This is a genomic window from Novosphingobium resinovorum, from assembly GCF_036352595.1.
GTDB lineage: Bacteria > Pseudomonadota > Alphaproteobacteria > Sphingomonadales > Sphingomonadaceae > Novosphingobium > Novosphingobium resinovorum_B.
This window is the reverse complement of record NZ_JAZFAX010000014.1, coordinates 1-17,125: the sequence shown is the minus strand read 5'-3', so window position 1 is coordinate 17,125 and position 17,125 is coordinate 1. Positions and strand designations below refer to the sequence as shown.

Sequence of the window (17,125 nt, the reverse complement as noted above, 5' to 3'; positions counted from 1 at the left end):
GGTTCCTCATTCGTCTCAGCGCCGCTGCGATACGACGCGGTCTGCCTTGCGCGCTCGTGCGGGTATGATAACGCGCTGCTGCGACCCGAAGGGCTCTGCAGCCCTTGCACTAACTGGCCCGGACCTCACCAGAGCGCCGGGCCTTCTTGCATTTCGGACATTCAAGGGCGCCCGGGCTTCGGCCTCGGGCGCCTTTTTCCGTTTAGAATGGCAATACGGGGTTCTCGACGTACCGCACCGCTGTCACCCTATCAGGGCTACAGACGATCGCCGCGTTTTCAGGGATCAGGCCATGCGTGTACTCGCATCGGACCATTCCTTCGACGGCGCTCAGTGCGCGCACCTTCACCCACCCTAAATCGGGAAGATCAATGAGCAGTTCGACGGCCTTCTCGTCATCCGCTGCATCAAGCCACTCGTGAGCCTGTCGCAGGCAAATTTCGCTATTCGTCATCCATCATCCTTTCCTGATCACGGTATCCAAGGATCTGGCCAAGAGTCGAGGCAACGGGCCACCCGCATCGTGGATAGGGCTGTCGAGAAGGTCAGGCGGCGCGCCGGATCTCGCGGGCCTTGCTGACCACTAGTTCCACCGGCACCGCCAGATACCACTCGCGTTGGCTTTCGTCCCAGGAAGCGAGTTCCAGCTTGATCGCATCGGCCATGGCCTCGTCGATGCTGGAGCGCCAAGGCGAGCGGGGCTGTCCGAAGACCGCAATCCTATACCGCTTACGATTTGCGTCCGCGCTCATAGTGCGACCACCATATCAGAGGTGCAGCAGGGAAAGCTGCATCTGGTCATCGTCGGCAGCGACGTCGGAGGATGCTGCCTGCTTCTCCCACCCGTTCGGGTTGCGCACGGCCATGGGATTGATCGTCGAGAGTTCCCGCGTGATCTCGACCTTATCGCGCAGGCGCTGGAGCACGGCCGGAAAGATGTCGCGCAGCTGACGGCAATCCTCGTGCGTCGCGCCGTCGCGGTCGGCCTGGTCGAAACGGTGCTGGGCGAGCGTCAGCAACTCGTCGTCGGGCATGGGAGCGCTCATAGCTATATCCCTTCAAGAGCATCGAGCGCTGCGAGCAAGCATCGCCGCGCCCATCGTGCCTCGGTGTCAGTCGGTGGCCGATCGTGAAAGCGCCGGAGTATCGCAGTAGCGTGCTCGGCTTGCTGCCATGCGGACATGGCTGGCCCGTTGTCGTTCCGGCCGGGGGAGGCGGCTCCGATCACAGCGCTGCCCAGTCCAGTTCAGCGTCGTCGATGGCGTCGAACATCTCCGGGTCGGCGCCGGTATCACCCAGCCGCTTGCGCACCGCCTCCGGGCCGCCGTCCTTGGGGAAGCCCCGGTCGCTTTTCGCGATCGTCGCCAGTTGCCCGATGAACCCGCCTCGGCTGGACTGTTCCAGCACCCAGCGGCCGAAGGGGATCGGCTTCTCGGGAGCGTCCGCGACATTGATGCGGAAGCCGGCGGCGTCGTGTCGTTCGAGACTACCCATCGTCAAAATCCTCTATGCGAATCGGGTCCTGTTCTTTTAATCCGTTCTTGATATGTTCTCAAGGGAGGTGCGGATGGGATGGAACGACTTCAGCTTGCCAGCGATCGGCGAACGGCACGACAACGAGGACGGCACCAGCCGCCAAGCCGAGCTTGCGTTGTGCCGCCCCGGCGAGGAGGTGCGGCTGGTCCGGGAGCCGGAGAACCCTCACGACCGGATGGCCGTCGCGGTCGTCAGCTGTCGCGGGATCAAGGTCGGATACCTCAAACGCGACCGCGCCGTCTGGATCGGGAGCAAGATCGATCGCGGTTACGACGTGCGCGCCATTGTCGAGCGGGTGAAGGGCTCCCATCTGCTCGACGCGATGCTCGGGCTGGTCATGCGCGTGAACATGGATGGGGAGGAGCCAGAGCTTTCGTTCAGCGCTGCTGTTCGATCCAAGCCAGCACTTCGGCTTCATCCCATCGGCTTGACCAGCCGCCCGGCTTATACTGGACCGGGAACCGGCCCTGCTTGATAAGGCGGTAGATCATGCCTCTGCTGATCCCGGTCATTTCGGTAACCTCCGCCAGCCGGATCAATCGCCGCGAAACGGGGAGGCTGGGAGAGGTCATCGTAGGTGCTCGCTGGTCAGTGGCCGGAAGGTGACCTTTCGAGCAGGCTTTGCGCGGCCAGCAAACCGTTCGTCAGCAAGTCGGCCCATTCCTGCGATAACTCGCGGCGCCGGGGGAGGTAGGCCGCACGGTTGTAGGCAAGCTCGACGCGATCTTTAGGCACGTGCGCTAGCATCAGGTCGATGATGGCGCGGTCAGGCGATGCCCCCACATGCCCCGCCGCACGCCACTGTCGCTCGACACGCTCATTCATCAGCGTCGAGAACCCGGCGCGCCACCCATGGGGTACGTGCCGGCCGTGATACCCCGACCTGTTATAGAGGTAGCCGATCGCGTTCTCGCTGAGCGGACGGTGAGCATGCCGGTGGCCGGGGAAGACGAGTTTGCTTCGGCCGGAGATCCGGAAGGCGGTGCGGAGCACGTCGACGGCCTGCCACGACAGCGGCACGAGGTGATCGAAGGCGTCCTCGCCCTTCCGATCGAGCACCAGCTTCATCCGAGCGGCTGGAACGCGCCACATGGCAAGGCAAGGGCCGTGCGTCTGGTCATTCCAGTCCACCCCTTCGAATTCGGACCACTCTGCCCCACGGATGATCGCCGGGCGAACGGCTGTGAGCGCCAGCAATCTGGAGGCCAGCTTCGTGATGGCCGACGCATCGGATGATTCTGCATCCCGAAGCACGCCTTGCAGTGCGTCCAGATTGACCAGGGCAGGCTGGCGCTTTTTCGACGGCATCGGTCGCAGCGCCTTCGTCACCGTAGCGGCTGGATCACCGGTCGCGACGCTTTCGGAGATCGCATAAACGAAGATCGCCGAGATCCGCTGCCGCAGGCGGTGGGCAGTCTCAATCGCACCGCGCCCTTCGACCTTGCGAAGGGTGGTCAGCACCGTCGGAGCATCGATCTCGCTCGGCAACATCATGCCGAGGTCAGGGAACACGTCTCGCTCAAGGCTGGTGATGACGTCATTAGCATGGACCTCGGTCCACCTGACCTTCTGCAGTTCGTGCCATGCTCGCCCGATCCGCTCGAACGTCATCTCACGCGCGCGTTCCAGCCGTTCCTGCGCCTTCTCCTGCCTCGCCCGTTCACGCGCGCCGGAGGGGTCGACCTGCTCGCGTAGCTGGCCCCGAGCGTCGTCTCGCTTGCGCCGGGCCTCGCTGATAGTGACCTGCGGATAGGGACCGAATGTGAGAAGCTTTTCCTTGCCCTGGAAACGGAACTTCATCCGCCAGGACTTCAAGCCAGTGGGGGCCACATAGAGGTAGAGCCCGCCCGAATCTGCGATCTTGTATGGCTTGTCACCAGGCGCCGCTTTCTTCGCCTGAACGTCGGTCAGCATCGATACCCCTACCTTTGTTCCAATACCCCGCCTCGTACCCCTCGATACCCCGTGATGGGGTGGGACGGATCGGGATCAACCGAAGTGGAACATAGCAGGAAACCCAACGCAAAACAGCCGGTCATGGGACCGGCTGGGCGTGCTTGAACAGCAAGGGTGGCGGAGACGCCGGGATTCGAACCCGGGGTGCCCCCTTAAGGGCACGACGGTTTAGCAAACCGCTGGTTTCAGCCACTCACCCACGTCTCCGAGTGCGGCTTGGAGCGGTGCCTATAGCGAGCACTTTTCAGGGCGGCAAGGGGGAAGCGGCGAACATTGTGAATTTAACAAAAACGCCCGATTTTCGTCGATTACGGATTCGGCCTGCCGCAAAACCGACTCAGGTCGTCGCCCGTTCATTGCGAGGCAACCTGCGGTGGATTCTTGTAGGGTGACACCAGTTATGACCGTGCATGGGGCGCGGGGGATGTGGGCCACGCCTGGACGGGCGCGGCAAGCGCAAGGTAGTCATGCCTATGAAGGATCATTCTATGAAAAGCAGCGGGCATGTCGTGAAGCGCGCCGTCGGGATCGCGTCGGCACTGCTGATGGTCGCCGCGCCGCTGGCGCCGGCCATGGCGCAAGTCACCACCGTCGATCCCGATGCGGCGATCGATTCGGACCTCAACCGGGGCACCACCTATTCCAGCGCACCGCCGGCGACGGCGGAGCCCGGAAACGGCACGCCGGTCGACGCCCCGCCGGCGACCGACTGGAACGGCGGCCAGCCGTCCTACCCGGCACCGAACCAGGCCCCGGCGACCCCGCCGCCGGCAGGCACCGTGGCCCCGGACGGCAGTTCCACCTACCGCGAGGACGACCTGATCGGCGCGGCCGAGGGCGTGTTCGGCAAGGGCGCCAAGGGCCTGGCTGACATCATCAAGGATCTCCTCGCCAAGCAGGGGCAGCCCAATGCCTATATCGTCGGGCGCGAGGCGGGCGGCGCCATCGCGGTGGGCCTGCGCTACGGTTCGGGCACGCTGCACCACAAGGTCGAGGGCGATCGCCCCGTGTACTGGACAGGCCCCTCGATCGGCTTCGACGCCGGGGCCAATGCGGGCAATGCCTTCGTGCTGGTCTACAACCTCTACGACACGCAGGATCTGTTCCACCGCTTCGGCGCGGGCGAGGGGCAGGCGTACCTGGTGGGCGGCTTCACCGTCAGCTACCTGCGACGCGGCAACACGGTGCTGATTCCCGTGCGCGCGGGCGCGGGGCTGCGTCTGGGCGCCAATATCGGCTATATGAAATTCTCGGAAAAGCAGCGTTGGCTACCGTTCTGACGCAATGATATTGCGCGCAGCGCAGTCGTCGAATTCGGCGATTGCGCTGCGCGGCGGGGTTGCGCTGCGAAGCGGGCAGGGCTAAGTGCCGCCCGCCATGCTCAACGACCTCAAGCAACAGCCCGCCGATGCGCTGCTAGCGCTCATCAAGCTCCACAACAACGATCCGCGTGCGGACAAGATCGACCTCGGTGTCGGCGTCTACAAGACCGCGGATGGGGCCACGCCCGTCTTTGCCGCGATCAAGGCGGCCGAGAAGAAGCTGGTCGAGGAGCAGGACACCAAGGCCTACCTCGGCCCCGAGGGCGACATGGGCTTCGTCGAGAAGCTGATGCCGTATATCTTCGGCAAGGCCAATCCGACCATGGACGGCCGCATCGAGGGTATGCAGACCCCCGGCGGCACCGGTTCGCTGCGCCTCGCGCTCGCGATGGTCAAGCGTGCGGGCTACAAGCGCGTCATCGTCGGCAAGCCCAGCTGGCCGAATCACAACCAGATCTGCGCCGACCTCGGCCTCGACGTCCTCGAATTCAACCACGCCGCCGCTGGCGGTGCCGACATGGATGCGCTGCGCGGCGCGATCGCTTCGGCGGAGGCGGGCGACGCCATCCTCCTGCACGGCTGCTGCCACAACCCGACCGGCATCGACTACACCAATGCCGAGTGGGACGAGATCGCCGGCCTGCTGGCCGCATCGCCGATCCTGCCGGTGCTCGACCTCGCATACCAGGGCCTCGGCCAGGGCATGGAAGAGGACGCCTACGGCCTGCGCAAGGTTCTGGCCGCCGTGCCCGAGGCGCTGGTGTGCTACTCGTGCGACAAGAACTTCGGTCTCTACCGCGACCGCGTCGGCGCGCTCTACGCGATGGTCGCCGATCCGGCCGACCTGACCAAGGTGATGTCGAACGGGCACTCGCTGGCCCGCGCCAACTGGTCGCAGCCGCCGGATCACGGCGGTGCGGCGGTACGCCTGATCCTCGAGGACGAGGCGCTGACCGCGCAGTGGCTGGCCGAACTCGACGAAATGCGCGAGCGCATGCGCGGCGTGCGCGCCACCCTCGAGGCGGCGGGCAAGACCGGCGGCGTCGATCTGACGCCGGTGGGCAAGCAGAACGGCCTGTTCTCGATCATCCCCTTCACCCCTGAACAGGTGCAGGCGATGCGCGCGGACTACGGTATCTACTTCGCCGCTTCGGGCCGCATCAACGTGGCCGGCCTGACCACCGGCAACATCCAGCAGTTCATTGCCGCAGTCGCGGCGGTGACGGCTTAACGATGAACCGCCAGCCGGTTCTCGAAGGGGACCGGCTGGTGCTTCGGCCCCTGGTGGCCGAGGATCGCGAGGCGCTGTTCGCGGTCGCCTCCGATCCGCGGATCTGGGCGCTGCATCCCTCGCACGACCGCTGGCGGGAGCCGGTGTTCCGCGCCTTCTTCGATGAAGGCCTGGCCGGCGGCGGCGCCCTGGCGATCGTCGACAAGGCGACCGGCGCGATCATCGGTTCCTCGCGCTACGGCGCGCCGGAAGCCGAACTGCCCGGCGAAATCGAGATAGGCTGGACGTTCCTCGCCCGCAGCCACTGGGGCGGGGGCTGGAACGCCGAGTTCAAGCGCCTGATGCTCGCTCACGCCCTTGCGCATTTCGAACGGGTGATCTTCCAGGTCGGCGCCGACAACCGGATCTCGCGCAAGGCGATGGGCAACATCGGCGGCCGCCTGGTGGAAGGCCGGAGCCGTAGCTACGAGCGCTGCGGGGTGATGGTCGAGCACGTCATCTTCGAGATCACGCGCGAAAGCTTCGCCGGCGGGCCCCTCGCGCGGTAACCCTCGTCATTGCGAGCGCTGCGAAGCAACCCAGCGCGGCATGCGTGACCCCGGATTGCTCCGCTGCGCTCGCAATGACGAGATGTGGAGTCACGACGGACAGGCCACCCGGACCACCAGCGCCCATGAATTGAGCGTGCCTTCCACGGCCTTGTCGATCCGCACGCACTGCCCGGCGAGCAACTGCCCGATGACGGCGTTGTCGCCGTTGACGACCGGCGTGTTCTTCTCGCGGATATTCACGAACCAGCGCGCGCGGATAACGTTGCCTGCGGTGTTGAGGGCGTCCTTGTTGCCGCTCACCACGTCGAAGTTCTGCGCCGAATAGCTGGTGTCGTTGCGGCGTGATACCGCCACCCACTGCGGCCGGTCGAGATTGGCCTCGACTTCCAGCGGGCGGGTGGTGGCGGTCGAGGAACTGCCGGTGGCGGCGCCGCCGGAATAGCCGTTGTCGCGGCCGGTACTTCCGCTGCCCACGAGCGGAGGGATGGTCGGGACCGGAGCATCCTCGCCGCTCATCGCCTGCGCCGCCGTGACGGGGCTACGCCAGCTGTTGTTGAGCACGTCCACGAGTTTGGACGAGGGCGCGCCGCAGATCCGGCCCTGCACTTCCAGCTTGGCGTCGAGCAGGGCCTTGCGGGCGTCGGTGAACAGGTTCGCCTGCACGTAGTCGAAGTTCTGCTGCAGCAGTTCGCCGCACATCTTCGACTGGTTCATCTGCGTCTGATCGCGCGTGACCAGGAACGTTCCGACGGCAAGCCCGGCGGCGACTACGCCCTTGAGGACGATGTCGGTCAGTTTCTGCACTTGCTCAAGCGTCATGCGGCACCTCCCACCCAGAGATGCGACCCGTCATTATGCCGTGCGAGGTTATCACCGAAGGGACGGGGCAGATAGCCCGGGCGAATTCGGGGGCGCTTTCCTACAAGGCGCGCTTCGCGATACCGTCAGAAGATGGTCGCCCGGCTCTCCCACCCCCTCGATTGCGATTATCGCAAGGTGACACTTTCGCCGTGCAAGGTGACACCTTTAGGTCACAAGGTGACACCTGCCGCGCCCAAGGTGACACGCAAATCCGCGGTTTCCGGTTGCACGCGGCGCAAGGTGACACTTCTTTCCCCTGGACCGTGTAAACCGTGTAAACCCGGTGTCACCTTGCGCATGTCGCAACATGCATTCCGGGGGATCGGCTCAGCCGCGCAGCGACTGCATCCGCTGGAGATAGCGTGCCAGCACGTCGATCTCCAGATTCACCGCGTCGCCTTCGCGCAGCGCGCCGATGGTGGTGACCTCGGCGGTATGGGGGATGATGTTCAGCGTGAAGCGGCAGGTGCCGTCGGGCTCGTCGCTCACCTCGTTGACGGTCAGCGAGACGCCGTCCACCGTGATCGAGCCCTTGGGCGCAAGATAAGGCGCCAGTTCCTTCGGCGCCGCGATCGTGAAGCGGAGCGAATCGCCGACCGGCTCGATGCCGGCGACGGTGCCGACGCCATCGACGTGGCCGGTGACGATATGCCCGCCCAGTTCGTCGCCCAGCTTCAGCGCCGTCTCGAGGTTGAGGTGGCGGCCTTCCTGCCAACGCCCCGGCACGGTGCGGGCGACCGATTCGGCGGAGATATCGACCGCGAACCAGGAGTCGCCCGCGACGCCGCCCTTGTCCACCACGGTCAGGCACACGCCGGAACAGGCGATCGAGGCGCCCATGGCGATGCCGGCGGGGTCGAACGGGCAGGCGATGACGGCGCGCAGGTCGCCGCTCTGGCGGGCCTCGCGAATGGTGCCAACGGCAGTGACGATTCCGGTGAACATGAGCTAGCCTTCGTGACGGTTTGCCGCCTCGTAGACTTCGAGCGTGTCGCTGCCAAGCTGCCGCCGCTCGGTCATGCGCCAGCGGCCGTGCGCGGCGGCGAGGGGGGACAGGCCGAAGTCGCCCAGCGCCGGGCGACCGCCGAGGAGCACGGGCGCGCGGTAGATCAGCAGCCGATCGACCAGCCCGGCGGCGAGGAAGGCGGTGGCGGTCTGCGCCCCGCCCTCGACGAAGAGGTGGAGCACGCCCTCCATCCCCGCGATCGCCGCGGGTTCGGGCAGGGCCCGCCAGCCGGAGGGCACAGCGCCGCGCGTCAGCACCCAGCGTTGCGGGCTACGCGCCTCGAGCCCCGGCAGGCGCACGTCGAGGCGGGGCGAATCGGCGCGCAGGGTGCCGCCACCGACCAGGATCGCGTCCGCCCGTGCGCGCATGGCATGGGTATGCGCGCGCGCTTCGGGGCCGGTGATCCACTGGCTCTCGCCGCTTGCAAGCGCGATGCAGCCGTCGAGCGAGAGCGCCAGCTTCAGCGTCACTTCCGGGCGGCCGAGGCGCTGGCGGGTGAGATATCCCGAAAGGCTGGCGGCGCAGGCGGGCGAGGGCAAGTGCTCGGTCGCGATCCCGGCGGCGCGGATGCGGGCAATTCCGGCCCCGGCAGTGCGCGGGTCGGGATCGAGGCAGCCGACGACGACGCGGTCGAGGCCTGCCGCGCTGACCAGATCGGCGCAGGCGGGGCCGCGCGCCGATGTGTGGGCACAGGGCTCCAGCGTGACGTAGAGCGTGGCGCCGCGTGCGGCCTCACCGGCCTCGGCCAGCGCCACGGCTTCCGCGTGCGGACGACCGCCGGGCCGGGTCCAGCCCCGCGCGATCACGCGTCCGTCCTTGACGAGAATCGCCCCGACGCCGGGGTTGGGGCGGCTCAGCGGGCGGGCACGCGCGGCCAGGGCCGCGGCGGCGGCGAGCCAGCGCGAATCGGAATTCACTGCCCGGCGGGGTCCGGTGCGAGCTTGGGGTTGGCGATGCCACCATTGCGCAGGGTTTCTTCCACCCGCTCGCGCTCGGCCTTGGCCTTGGCGGCTTCCTCGGCATCGGCTTCGCGGGCGATCTTGTCCACGTCCATGCCCGACATGCGGCCGATGGTCTTGTACAGTTCGCGCACGTCCTTGTCGCGGCGGGCGAGTTCGCGGGCGTTGGATTCCTTGGCCTTCTGGTTGGCGATGTTCTCCGCCTCGATCTCGGCGTCGGTGCGGTGTTCCTTGAACACCGAGATCCAGGTCACCTTGGGCGGGGCATGAGGCGCGCTGCCTTCCTGCGTGAACATCAGGTAGAAGACGCCGAACGTGCAGGCGGCCGAAACCGCGGCGATGCGCCAGCGGTTGTGGCCGGCCTGCTTCCAGACCAGCTTGAAATCCGCGACCATCCCGGTCGGGCTGACGTCTTTCCACATTCCGGAGCGCTTCAACATGCCCCCTATCTAGGCGCTAACGACACCTAAAGCTACCCAAACGGCACATAGAGCGACCGGCCATGCGCTTTGAGCCACCGATTGGCGTCGTGGACCGAGCCTTCGAAGATGGTCTTGAGGAAATGATGGAACGCCGGCGAATGGTCGAAATGGGCAAGGTGGGCGACCTCGTGGGCGACCACCGAGCGGCGGACGAAATCCGGCGCCATGACGAGCCGCCAGTTGATCCGGATCGCGCCGTCATGGGCGCAGGAACCCCAGCGCCGCTGTGCGCTCGACAAGGCGAGTGGCGGGCAGGGGCGTTCGGCCCGCTGGCAATATTCGGCAAGGTCGATGGTCAGCAATTCGCGCGCCTCGGCCTGGAGCCAGCGCAGGACGCGCGGGGGCAGCGAGTCGGCCGGGCCGCCGAGGCGCAGTTCGCCATCGTCGACCACCGGCCGGCGCGGGGCGGTCTGGTCATGGCGGACCGTCAGTTCGTCGCCGCGAAAGCGCAGGACCGCGCCGTCCGCCATCCGGCCGGCCTGGGGCAGCGCGGCGAGTTGCCGGGCCAGCCAGTCCTGGCGGCTGCGGGCGAATTCGATGGCTTCGGCGCTGCGGGTCCAGCGCGGGATCGAGATGCGCACCTCGCTGCCATCCGGGGCGAGGCGCATGGTCATGCGGCGGGCGCGTTCGAGCCGGCGGATGACGACCGGCAGCGCGCGGCCCGCGACCTCGATGACAGGCTCCTCGCGCGGGTCGCGGCGCAGCCAGTCGAGCACCGCCGTCAGTCCCTGCGGTCCCATGGGAACACGTCCCAGGGCTCCGCGCCGTCCTCCTCGCCACCCTCTTCGTCATCGCCGTAGGGCCAGACGATATGCTGTTCGAGCGGCCCGGCGACAGTCTCCGAGATCACCTTGCCCGCCACCGACATGCCGGCCTGGTGCACCGTCTCGCGGCTGCCGCTGACGAGGTAGTGCCATTCGGGCAGCGGATCGCCGTCGGCGCGCAGGCGATAGGCGCAGCTTGGCGGCAGCCAGGCGTAGCGGCCCGCGCTTTCGGGCGTCAGCTTCAGGCAATCGGGCACGAAGCTGCGGCGATTGGCATAGTCGCTGCACTGCGCGGTCTTGAGGTTGAGCAGCTTGCAGGCGACGTTGGTGTGGTAGATCTCGCCGGTGTCCTCGTCCTCGACCTTGTGCAGGCAGCACTGGCCGCAGCCGTCGCACAGCGCCTCCCACTCGTCGCGGGTCAGGCGGTCGAGGGGCAGTTCCCAGAAGGGCTTGGGCCCGCTCACTTCACCCACGTCCTCACTTCACCCACTTGGCCAGTTCGGCCTCGACGGCATCGGGCTTCTGGTCGACCGGCAGCATCGCGACCGGCTTGCCGTTCGGGTCCATAAGGTAGGCGATGCGGGTGTGGTCCATGAGGTAGCCGCCGTCAGGCGTCGGCGTGCCCTTCTTGTAGTAGGCGGCGAAGGCCTTGGCCGCCTTGTCTACCTGGGCGGGCGTGCCGGTCAGGCCGAGCAGGCGCGGGCCGAAGGCGGCGGTCCACTCTCCGACGATGGCCGGCGTGTCGCGCGCGGGATCGATGGTGATGAAGATCGGCTGCACCTTGGCCGCCTGTGCGGCGTGGCTCTTTTCGAAGCGCGTGAAGCCGCCCATCATCGCCTGCACGTCGAGCGGGCAGGCATCGGGGCAGAAGGTGTAGCCGAAATAGACGATCCGCCAGCGCCCCTTGAAGCTTTCCCAGGTCACGGTTTTGCCGTCCTTGTCCACCAGCGTGAACGGCCCGCCGATCGCGGCGCCTTCCAGCGGCGGGCTTGCGCCGCGGTCCTGACTGCAGGCGACAAGGGGCAGGGCCGTCGCGCAGGCGAGGGCCAAGGGGATGATCCGGCGCAGCAGGCCAGGCAGCAGGTAAGTCATGGCGCGGCCGGTAATGACCTGCTAGACCCTTCGATGCAAGCTGTGTGCAGATGCGCGAGGGGCGGATCGCGCGAAAGTCCCGTGTCCGGAGGAAGTCCAAGTGTTGAATTTCGTGATCCGCAATGCCGGCCCCCGTAATGCCGGTCGTGGCGCGGTGGCTGCCGCGCGCCTGCTGTTCAAGGCGGCGATTCCCGCTGCAGCGCTGGGGCTGCTGCTGGCGAGCCCGGCGCGGGCGGATTTCTCCGAAGGCTACAAGTTCCTCGAGTCGGTCAAGAAGAAGGAAGGCGACAAGGTCGAGGAGGCGCTGATGAAGTCCTCCCAGATCGTCAACACCCGCAACGTCACCACCGGCGAGACCGCGCTCCACATCGTCACCGCCCGGCGCGACCTGACCTGGCTGAGCTACCTCATCGCCAAGGGCGCCAACGTCAACCAGGCCGACGATCGCGGCCGCACGGCGCTCGAACTGGCGGTGAACCTGGGCTGGCGCGAGGGTGCGCAGCTGCTTCTGGACCAGGGCGCCTCGCCCGATTCCACCAACGACGCCGGCGAGACCCCGCTGATCTTCGCGGTCCATCGCAAGGACTTGCAACTGGTCAAGGCGCTCGTCGAGGCCGGTGCCAATCCCGACCGCTCGGACAATTCCGGCCGCAGCGCGCGCGACTACGCCAAGATCGAGGGCGGCAACAACACCAGCCTCCTCTCCGCGATCGAAAGCAACACCAAGAAGGGCGTGACCCGGACCGCCAAGCCGGTCTACGGCCCGACGTTCTGAAAGTCCGCAGATGACCGAAGAAGCCGCAACCCTCGACGAACTGCGCCTGCGACTGGCGCCTGCCGTGGCCGACGCCGCCGTGTTCGATGGCTGGACCGCCGACGCGGTCGCATCCGCCGCAAATGCGGCGGGTGTCGATCCCGCGCTTGCCGCCTACGCTTTTCGTGACGGGGCGATGGCGATGATCTCGGCCTGGATCGATCATGTCGATGCGACGATGGCCGCTTCGGTGGGGGGCGGGGCGCTCTCCAATCTTTCGATCCGCGAGCGCATCCGCCGCCTCGTCTGGGCCAGGCTGGAAGCGGTGGCCGGACGCAAGGAGGCCCTGCTGCGGGCGCTGACGATCATGGCGATGCCGCAGAACATCGCCGGTTCCACCCGGCTGGGCTGGCGCAGCGCGGATGCGATGTGGCGCCTCGCGGGGGATACCGCGACCGACTACAACCACTACACCAAGCGCGCCGTGCTGGGCGGGGTCTATGCGGCCACGCTGCATGTCTTCGCGCGCGACGCCAGCGAGGACAAGGCCGATACCCGCGCCTTCCTCGACCGCCGGATCGCCGGCATTATGCGCTTCGAGAAAGCCAAGGCGCAGCTGCTGCGCAAGCCGGACGAGCGGTTCAGCATGACCCGGCTGCTAGGCCGGATACGCTATCCGGCGCGCTGACAAGGCGCCGGAATCGGCCTTTCATGCTATTGCGATCATGTTGCAATTGAGGGTGTTATCTGGCACCGCGCGGGCATGACTCTCGATAATCTCCCGATTGGCCGGAGCGCGCGCATCGTCGCCGTGGACTGGCCCGCGCTCGTCCAGGAAGAGGCGCGCAGGCTGCGTGCCCTGGGCTTGGAGGAGGGCGCCAGGGTCGCGGTCTCGCACCGAGGAATCCTGGGCGGGCGCGACCCCATCGCGATCACGATCGGCCGCATGACCGTGGCCGTGCGCCGCGCCCACGCGGCCGCCATGGAGGTCCAGGAACTGTGAGCCGTCAACGCAAGATCGCGCTGGTCGGCAATCCCAATGCCGGCAAGAGCGCGCTGTTCAACGCCCTGACCGGCGCCCGCCAGAAGATCGCCAACTACGCAGGCGTCACCGTGGAGCGCAAGTCGGGCCGCTTCGTGCTGCCCACCGGCGAACCGGTGGAGATGACCGACCTGCCCGGCGCCTACGGGCTCGATTTCACCAGCCCGGACGAGGAAGTGACCGCCAAGGTCATCGCCGGACACTTCCCCGGCGAAGCCGCGCCGGATGTGCTGGTGGTGGTGCTCGACGCCTCCAATCTGGAGCAGCACCTCGTGTTCGCGCAGGAACTGCTGGCGCTGGGCAAGCCCACCGTCGTCGCGCTAAACATGGTCGATCTGGCCGAGCGGGACGGGCTGGTGCTCGACCCCGCCGTGCTGGCCGAGGAACTGGGCGTGCCGGTGATCCCGACCGTCGCGGTGCGCCGCCGGGGCCTTGCCGAACTGGGCGAGGCGATCGCCAATGCCGGCGAGCGTCATGCCGGACCGGGTCTGACCGACCTCGGAGCGGCGGAGCGGCGCGTGGCGGCTCACGCCATGGCGGACGCGGCGATCCTGTCCGAATCCAAGCGCCATCGCCTTCATGCGAAGCTGGACCGGCTGCTGCTCGATCCCTGGGCCGGGCCGGTCATCCTGCTGGGCGTGCTCTTCGTGGTGTTCCAGGCGGTGTTTGCCTGGGCGACGCCCTTTGCCGACGGCCTCGATGCCGCGGTCGGGGCGCTGCACGATGCGGTGAAGGCCGCGCTGCCCGAGAGCCTGCTGCGCGACCTGCTGACCGACGGTATCATCACCGGCGTCGGCTCGGTGGTGGTGTTCCTGCCGCAGATCGTGATCCTGTTCGCCTTCATCCTGGCGCTGGAGGCATCGGGCTACATGGCGCGCGCGGCGTTCCTGATGGACCGCATGATGGCCCATGTCGGGCTTTCCGGCCGCAGTTTCATCCCGCTGCTCTCCAGCTTCGCCTGCGCCATTCCCGGCATCATGGCGACCCGTTCGATCTCCGATCCCAAGGACCGGCTGACGACAATCCTGATCGCGCCGATGATGACCTGCTCGGCGCGGCTGCCGGTCTATGCCGTCATCATCGCCGCGTTCATCCCCAATAGCGACGTCGGCGGCGGCATCGGCCTGCAGGGGCTGGTGCTCTTCGCGCTCTATCTGGCCGGGGTGATCGGTGCCATGGCGGTCGCCCTGGTCCTGCGCCGTTCGATGACCAAGGGCGCTGCGTCCGGTTTCATCATGGAACTGCCCAAGTACCAGTTGCCGCGCCTCAAGGACATGGCGATCGGCCTGTGGCAGCGGGCCTGGATCTTCCTGCGCCGCGCCGGCACGATCATCTTCATGGTCACCGTGGTGCTGTGGGTCATGCTCAATTTCCCCAAGGCGGCGCCGGGCGAGAGCCAGGTCGATGCCTCGATCGCGGGCAAGGTGGCGAACGGGCTCGCCTACGTGGTCGAGCCGATCGGCTTCAACCGCGACATGGCGCTGGCGCTGATCCCGGCGATGGCCGCGCGCGAGGTGGCGGTGTCGTCGCTGGCGCAGACTTATGCCGTCGATGCCGGCGACAACGAGGACGAGCAGGCGCTCGAACTGGGCGACAAGCTCAAGGCGCGCTGGACCCTGCCGATGGCGCTGGCGTTCCTGGCGTGGTTCGTCTTCGCGCCGCAGTGCATGTCGACGATCGCGGTGACCAGGCGCGAGACGAACGGCTGGAAATGGCCGGCCTTCATGCTCGCCTACTTGTTCGGCCTTGCCTATATCGCGGCAGGCCTCACCTACTGGATCGCGGTGGCTGCGGGGCTCTAGCTGGGGAAATCGCTGCGGTTTAACTGGCCGTAGGGGCTGCCGATGCGTTACCCCATCGGCCAGATTCGAAACGAAAGCGATTCACATGGCAGGCAGCGTCAACAAGGTCATTCTCATCGGCAACCTGGGGGCCGACCCCGAGGTCAAGTCGTTCCAGAACGGCGGGCGCATCGCCAACTTGCGCATCGCCACTTCGGAAAACTGGAAGGACCGCGCCACCGGCGAGCGCAAGGAGCGCACCGAATGGCATCAGGTCGTGCTCCAGTCCGACGGTCTCGTCGGCGTTGCCGAGCGGTTCCTGCGCAAGGGATCGAAAGTCTACATCGAAGGCCAGCTGCGCACCCGCAAGTGGCAGGACCAGAACGGCAATGACCGCTATTCCACCGAAGTCTCGGTCGGCGGCGTGGGCGGCGTGCTGACCATGCTCGACGGTGCGCCGGGCGGCGGCAGCGGCGGTGGTGGTGGCCAGCGCAGCGGCGGCGGTGGCTGGAGCGAGGGCGGTTCTTCCGGAGGCCAGCGCTCCGGCGGCGGTTCGCGCGGCGGCGACGAGTGGGGCAGCACCGGCGGCTCCAGCGGCGGCAGCGACTGGGGCCGTACCGGTGGCTCCTCGGGCGGCGGCTCATCGGCCGGCGGCTTCGGCGACGATCTCGACGACGACATCCCGTTCTGACTTGGAGGATAGCGCGATTCTGTAACTGCCGCGTCAGCGCATGAGGCAAATCACGCATTTCGCCGACTATGGCCTGTAACTAATTTCGTGGCCGGCCAGGCGATTTTTCGGGGTGACGGTTTTTGTAACTGTCGCCCCGTTTTCTTTTGGTCAGGACCGCTGATACGCGGGATCCCACCTCTCTTGAAGCGCTCGTCCTCGCCCCGCGCGCGAATCGGGAAGTAGCTTATTTTCTAGCTTGCTTCCGAAACGCTGATTTTGCGGCCTCTGGGGCTGATCGGGCACTCGTTTACACGGCTAAGCAAATGAGCTAAATCGGCGGCATGCTCTCGCAGGAGCTCGCCGCCCGCACTGGCGAAGCTGAAAGGCACTGCTCTTACGGATGTTCGGTTCGAACTTCAGGCGTAGGATGTGTGAGCGGGCAACACTCCGAAGGCGCCGGAGAGTGCGATGCCGAAGTCCTCATACCCTATTCTGGATACGTTAAAGCGCCTTGCTAAACGCAAGAAGGCAAAGACCGGGATGGCGCACGCCAGAGCCCTTGATGAAGCCGCGCGTGAGTATGGCTATTCAGACTATAGGCAGGCGCATATTGCTCTTACAATCGCTTCGGCAAAGGTGGCATTTAAGACATCCGCTATTAGCGCCACCGTGAACTATTCATACCTTGTGGCGGTGCCTATCGCGCACCATTGTGAGGTGTTATGTGCGCCGGGCCGCGCCGATGAGAATTCAGCCAACCCCGCCCGCTGCGCGATTTACACGCCGCCGTTGAGTAGCGGTGCCATCATTGAGGCAATTAGCAGGACGCGCGGCCAATAGATCGGCGTTCCGCTGGTGCCGTGCCGCTTTCATACCCGGTCGATTCGAATGGAAAGCGGTGAGCGCTTTGCCCTGATGATAGACCGTGCCACCGGCATGCCGGATCCACACGTCTGCAAGTACAGTGCGACCTATCACCGCCACCGATGGTCGTGTCCCGCGGGGTGGTGTAGGAAGGTTTCCCTGAGAGGGTGGCCACCGTCGATCTTCTGGTAGGGTTCGGATGCGAACTCGAACCTGGAGAAGAAGACGATGACCGAGGACAGAATGGCCCT

At 66.5% G+C, this 17,125-nt stretch carries 21 protein-coding genes, 1 tRNA gene and 1 pseudogene; 10 read left to right on the top strand and 13 right to left on the bottom strand.

Translation table 11 applies throughout. The features are described 5' to 3' along the window. Positions 1 to 202: 202 nt before the first annotated feature. The 3 genes from V2S85_RS14400 to V2S85_RS14390 all read right to left on the bottom strand — a co-directional run bounded on the left by V2S85_RS14400 (position 203) and on the right by V2S85_RS14390 (position 1,494). On the bottom strand, positions 203 to 454 hold the full coding sequence (locus tag V2S85_RS14400) for a hypothetical protein (protein WP_008830900.1): 252 nt from the start codon (positions 452 to 454) through the stop codon (positions 203 to 205). 313 nt (positions 455 to 767) lie between these two features. Then, on the bottom strand, positions 768 to 1,034 hold the full coding sequence (locus V2S85_RS14395; protein WP_330703531.1) for a hypothetical protein: 267 nt from the start codon (positions 1,032 to 1,034) through the stop codon (positions 768 to 770). Between the two features lie 190 nt (positions 1,035 to 1,224). After that, positions 1,225 to 1,494 carry a hypothetical protein gene (locus V2S85_RS14390; RefSeq protein ID WP_330703530.1) on the bottom strand — a complete coding sequence of 90 codons (270 nt, stop codon included), beginning with the start codon at positions 1,492 to 1,494 and terminating at the stop codon, positions 1,225 to 1,227. Between the two features lie 73 nt (positions 1,495 to 1,567). Between V2S85_RS14390 and V2S85_RS14385 the strand changes: the two genes are divergently transcribed. Next, the gene (locus tag V2S85_RS14385; RefSeq protein WP_330703529.1) at positions 1,568 to 2,011 is read left to right on the top strand and encodes an HIRAN domain-containing protein; all 444 of its coding nucleotides are present in this window, start codon (positions 1,568 to 1,570) and stop codon (positions 2,009 to 2,011) included. Here the strand turns inward: V2S85_RS14385 and V2S85_RS14380 are convergent. From V2S85_RS14380 to V2S85_RS14370, 3 genes and pseudogenes are all read right to left on the bottom strand, one after another. After that, positions 1,977 to 2,048 (bottom strand): annotated as a pseudogene (locus V2S85_RS14380) (helix-turn-helix transcriptional regulator); the annotation flags it as partial. The gene V2S85_RS14385 and the pseudogene V2S85_RS14380 sit on opposite strands and share 35 nt — an antisense overlap. A gap of 76 nt (positions 2,049 to 2,124) precedes the next feature. After that, positions 2,125 to 3,450 (bottom strand): tyrosine-type recombinase/integrase, encoded by a 1,326-nt coding sequence (locus V2S85_RS14375; RefSeq protein WP_330703528.1) that lies wholly within the window; start codon positions 3,448 to 3,450, stop codon positions 2,125 to 2,127. Positions 3,451 to 3,607: 157 nt separating this feature from the next. Further along, positions 3,608 to 3,699: transfer RNA gene (locus V2S85_RS14370), tRNA-Ser, on the bottom strand. Positions 3,700 to 3,980: 281 nt separating this feature from the next. Between V2S85_RS14370 and V2S85_RS14365 the strand changes: the two genes are divergently transcribed. The 3 genes from V2S85_RS14365 to V2S85_RS14355 all read left to right on the top strand — a co-directional run bounded on the left by V2S85_RS14365 (position 3,981) and on the right by V2S85_RS14355 (position 6,593). Then, on the top strand, positions 3,981 to 4,772 hold the full coding sequence (locus tag V2S85_RS14365) for an EipA family protein (protein WP_330703527.1): 792 nt from the start codon (positions 3,981 to 3,983) through the stop codon (positions 4,770 to 4,772). 97 nt (positions 4,773 to 4,869) lie between these two features. Then, complete coding sequence (locus tag V2S85_RS14360) at positions 4,870 to 6,045, top strand: aromatic amino acid transaminase (protein WP_330703640.1); 1,176 nt, start codon at positions 4,870 to 4,872, stop codon at positions 6,043 to 6,045. 2 nt (positions 6,046 to 6,047) lie between these two features. Continuing rightward, positions 6,048 to 6,593, top strand: a complete 546-nt coding sequence (locus V2S85_RS14355; protein ID WP_330703526.1) for a GNAT family protein — start codon at positions 6,048 to 6,050, stop codon at positions 6,591 to 6,593. A gap of 90 nt (positions 6,594 to 6,683) precedes the next feature. Here the strand turns inward: V2S85_RS14355 and V2S85_RS14350 are convergent, their stop codons facing one another. From V2S85_RS14350 to V2S85_RS14320, 7 genes are all read right to left on the bottom strand, one after another. Continuing rightward, positions 6,684 to 7,415, bottom strand: coding sequence for a hypothetical protein (locus V2S85_RS14350; RefSeq protein WP_330703525.1), 732 nt, complete (start codon positions 7,413 to 7,415; stop codon positions 6,684 to 6,686). 369 nt (positions 7,416 to 7,784) lie between these two features. Beyond that, on the bottom strand, positions 7,785 to 8,402 hold the full coding sequence (locus tag V2S85_RS14345; RefSeq protein WP_330703524.1) for a riboflavin synthase: 618 nt from the start codon (positions 8,400 to 8,402) through the stop codon (positions 7,785 to 7,787). 3 nt (positions 8,403 to 8,405) lie between these two features. Then, entirely contained in the window at positions 8,406 to 9,380 is a 975-nt protein-coding gene (gene ribD / locus V2S85_RS14340) for a bifunctional diaminohydroxyphosphoribosylaminopyrimidine deaminase/5-amino-6-(5-phosphoribosylamino)uracil reductase RibD (RefSeq protein WP_330703523.1), read from the bottom strand. Continuing rightward, a complete protein-coding gene (locus tag V2S85_RS14335) occupies positions 9,377 to 9,862 on the bottom strand; it encodes a hypothetical protein (protein ID WP_330703522.1) in 486 nt (161 codons plus the stop codon). The genes ribD and V2S85_RS14335 overlap by 4 nt, the downstream gene beginning before the upstream one ends. 32 nt (positions 9,863 to 9,894) lie before the next feature. Then, on the bottom strand, positions 9,895 to 10,644 hold the full coding sequence (locus V2S85_RS14330) for a SprT family zinc-dependent metalloprotease (protein ID WP_330703521.1): 750 nt from the start codon (positions 10,642 to 10,644) through the stop codon (positions 9,895 to 9,897). After that, positions 10,626 to 11,141, bottom strand: coding sequence for a YcgN family cysteine cluster protein (locus V2S85_RS14325; protein WP_330703520.1), 516 nt, complete (start codon positions 11,139 to 11,141; stop codon positions 10,626 to 10,628). Before V2S85_RS14325 ends, V2S85_RS14330 begins: the two co-directional genes overlap by 19 nt. A 4-nt stretch (positions 11,142 to 11,145) precedes the next feature. After that, positions 11,146 to 11,760 carry an SCO family protein gene (locus V2S85_RS14320; protein WP_330703519.1) on the bottom strand — a complete coding sequence of 205 codons (615 nt, stop codon included), beginning with the start codon at positions 11,758 to 11,760 and terminating at the stop codon, positions 11,146 to 11,148. 169 nt (positions 11,761 to 11,929) lie between these two features. On the opposite strand from V2S85_RS14320, the gene V2S85_RS14315 reads away from it, so the two are divergent. The 6 genes from V2S85_RS14315 (at position 11,930) to V2S85_RS14290 (ending at position 16,850) form a co-directional block, all read left to right on the top strand. Continuing rightward, positions 11,930 to 12,535, top strand: coding sequence for an ankyrin repeat domain-containing protein (locus V2S85_RS14315; RefSeq protein ID WP_419198202.1), 606 nt, complete (start codon positions 11,930 to 11,932; stop codon positions 12,533 to 12,535). Between the two features lie 10 nt (positions 12,536 to 12,545). Beyond that, positions 12,546 to 13,202 (top strand): COQ9 family protein, encoded by a 657-nt coding sequence (locus V2S85_RS14310; RefSeq protein ID WP_330703518.1) that lies wholly within the window; start codon positions 12,546 to 12,548, stop codon positions 13,200 to 13,202. A 75-nt stretch (positions 13,203 to 13,277) separates the two neighbouring features. Next, on the top strand, positions 13,278 to 13,517 hold the full coding sequence (locus V2S85_RS14305; protein ID WP_330703517.1) for a FeoA family protein: 240 nt from the start codon (positions 13,278 to 13,280) through the stop codon (positions 13,515 to 13,517). Next, a complete protein-coding gene (gene feoB, locus V2S85_RS14300; protein WP_330703516.1) occupies positions 13,514 to 15,358 on the top strand; it encodes a ferrous iron transporter B in 1,845 nt (614 codons plus the stop codon). The genes V2S85_RS14305 and feoB overlap by 4 nt, the downstream gene beginning before the upstream one ends. An 85-nt stretch (positions 15,359 to 15,443) precedes the next feature. After that, on the top strand, positions 15,444 to 16,028 hold the full coding sequence (ssb, locus tag V2S85_RS14295) for a single-stranded DNA-binding protein (protein ID WP_330703515.1): 585 nt from the start codon (positions 15,444 to 15,446) through the stop codon (positions 16,026 to 16,028). A gap of 450 nt (positions 16,029 to 16,478) precedes the next feature. Further along, complete coding sequence (locus V2S85_RS14290) at positions 16,479 to 16,850, top strand: hypothetical protein (protein WP_330703514.1); 372 nt, start codon at positions 16,479 to 16,481, stop codon at positions 16,848 to 16,850. The last annotated feature ends 275 nt before the right edge of the window (positions 16,851 to 17,125 follow it).

Bases quoted from the DNA above. Each gene is read 5' to 3' on its own strand.
- V2S85_RS14355 (WP_330703526.1), top strand. From the start codon at position 6,048: ATGAACCGCCAGCCGGTTCTCGAAGGGGACCGGCTGGTGCTTCGGCCC.
- V2S85_RS14365 (WP_330703527.1), top strand. From the start codon at position 3,981: ATGAAAAGCAGCGGGCATGTCGTGAAGCGCGCCGTCGGGATCGCGTCG.
- ssb (WP_330703515.1), top strand. From the start codon at position 15,444: ATGGCAGGCAGCGTCAACAAGGTCATTCTCATCGGCAACCTGGGGGCC.
- V2S85_RS14360 (WP_330703640.1), top strand. From the start codon at position 4,870: ATGCTCAACGACCTCAAGCAACAGCCCGCCGATGCGCTGCTAGCGCTC.
- V2S85_RS14345 (WP_330703524.1), bottom strand. From the start codon at position 8,402: ATGTTCACCGGAATCGTCACTGCCGTTGGCACCATTCGCGAGGCCCGC.
- V2S85_RS14330 (WP_330703521.1), bottom strand. From the start codon at position 10,644: ATGGGACCGCAGGGACTGACGGCGGTGCTCGACTGGCTGCGCCGCGAC.
- V2S85_RS14290 (WP_330703514.1), top strand. From the start codon at position 16,479: ATGCCGAAGTCCTCATACCCTATTCTGGATACGTTAAAGCGCCTTGCT.
- V2S85_RS14375 (WP_330703528.1), bottom strand. From the start codon at position 3,450: ATGCTGACCGACGTTCAGGCGAAGAAAGCGGCGCCTGGTGACAAGCCA.
- V2S85_RS14350 (WP_330703525.1), bottom strand. From the start codon at position 7,415: ATGACGCTTGAGCAAGTGCAGAAACTGACCGACATCGTCCTCAAGGGC.
- V2S85_RS14305 (WP_330703517.1), top strand. From the start codon at position 13,278: ATGACTCTCGATAATCTCCCGATTGGCCGGAGCGCGCGCATCGTCGCC.
- V2S85_RS14400 (WP_008830900.1), bottom strand. From the start codon at position 454: ATGACGAATAGCGAAATTTGCCTGCGACAGGCTCACGAGTGGCTTGAT.
- V2S85_RS14310 (WP_330703518.1), top strand. From the start codon at position 12,546: ATGACCGAAGAAGCCGCAACCCTCGACGAACTGCGCCTGCGACTGGCG.
- V2S85_RS14335 (WP_330703522.1), bottom strand. From the start codon at position 9,862: ATGTTGAAGCGCTCCGGAATGTGGAAAGACGTCAGCCCGACCGGGATG.
- V2S85_RS14390 (WP_330703530.1), bottom strand. From the start codon at position 1,494: ATGGGTAGTCTCGAACGACACGACGCCGCCGGCTTCCGCATCAATGTC.
- V2S85_RS14395 (WP_330703531.1), bottom strand. From the start codon at position 1,034: ATGCCCGACGACGAGTTGCTGACGCTCGCCCAGCACCGTTTCGACCAG.
- V2S85_RS14320 (WP_330703519.1), bottom strand. From the start codon at position 11,760: ATGACTTACCTGCTGCCTGGCCTGCTGCGCCGGATCATCCCCTTGGCC.
- V2S85_RS14385 (WP_330703529.1), top strand. From the start codon at position 1,568: ATGGGATGGAACGACTTCAGCTTGCCAGCGATCGGCGAACGGCACGAC.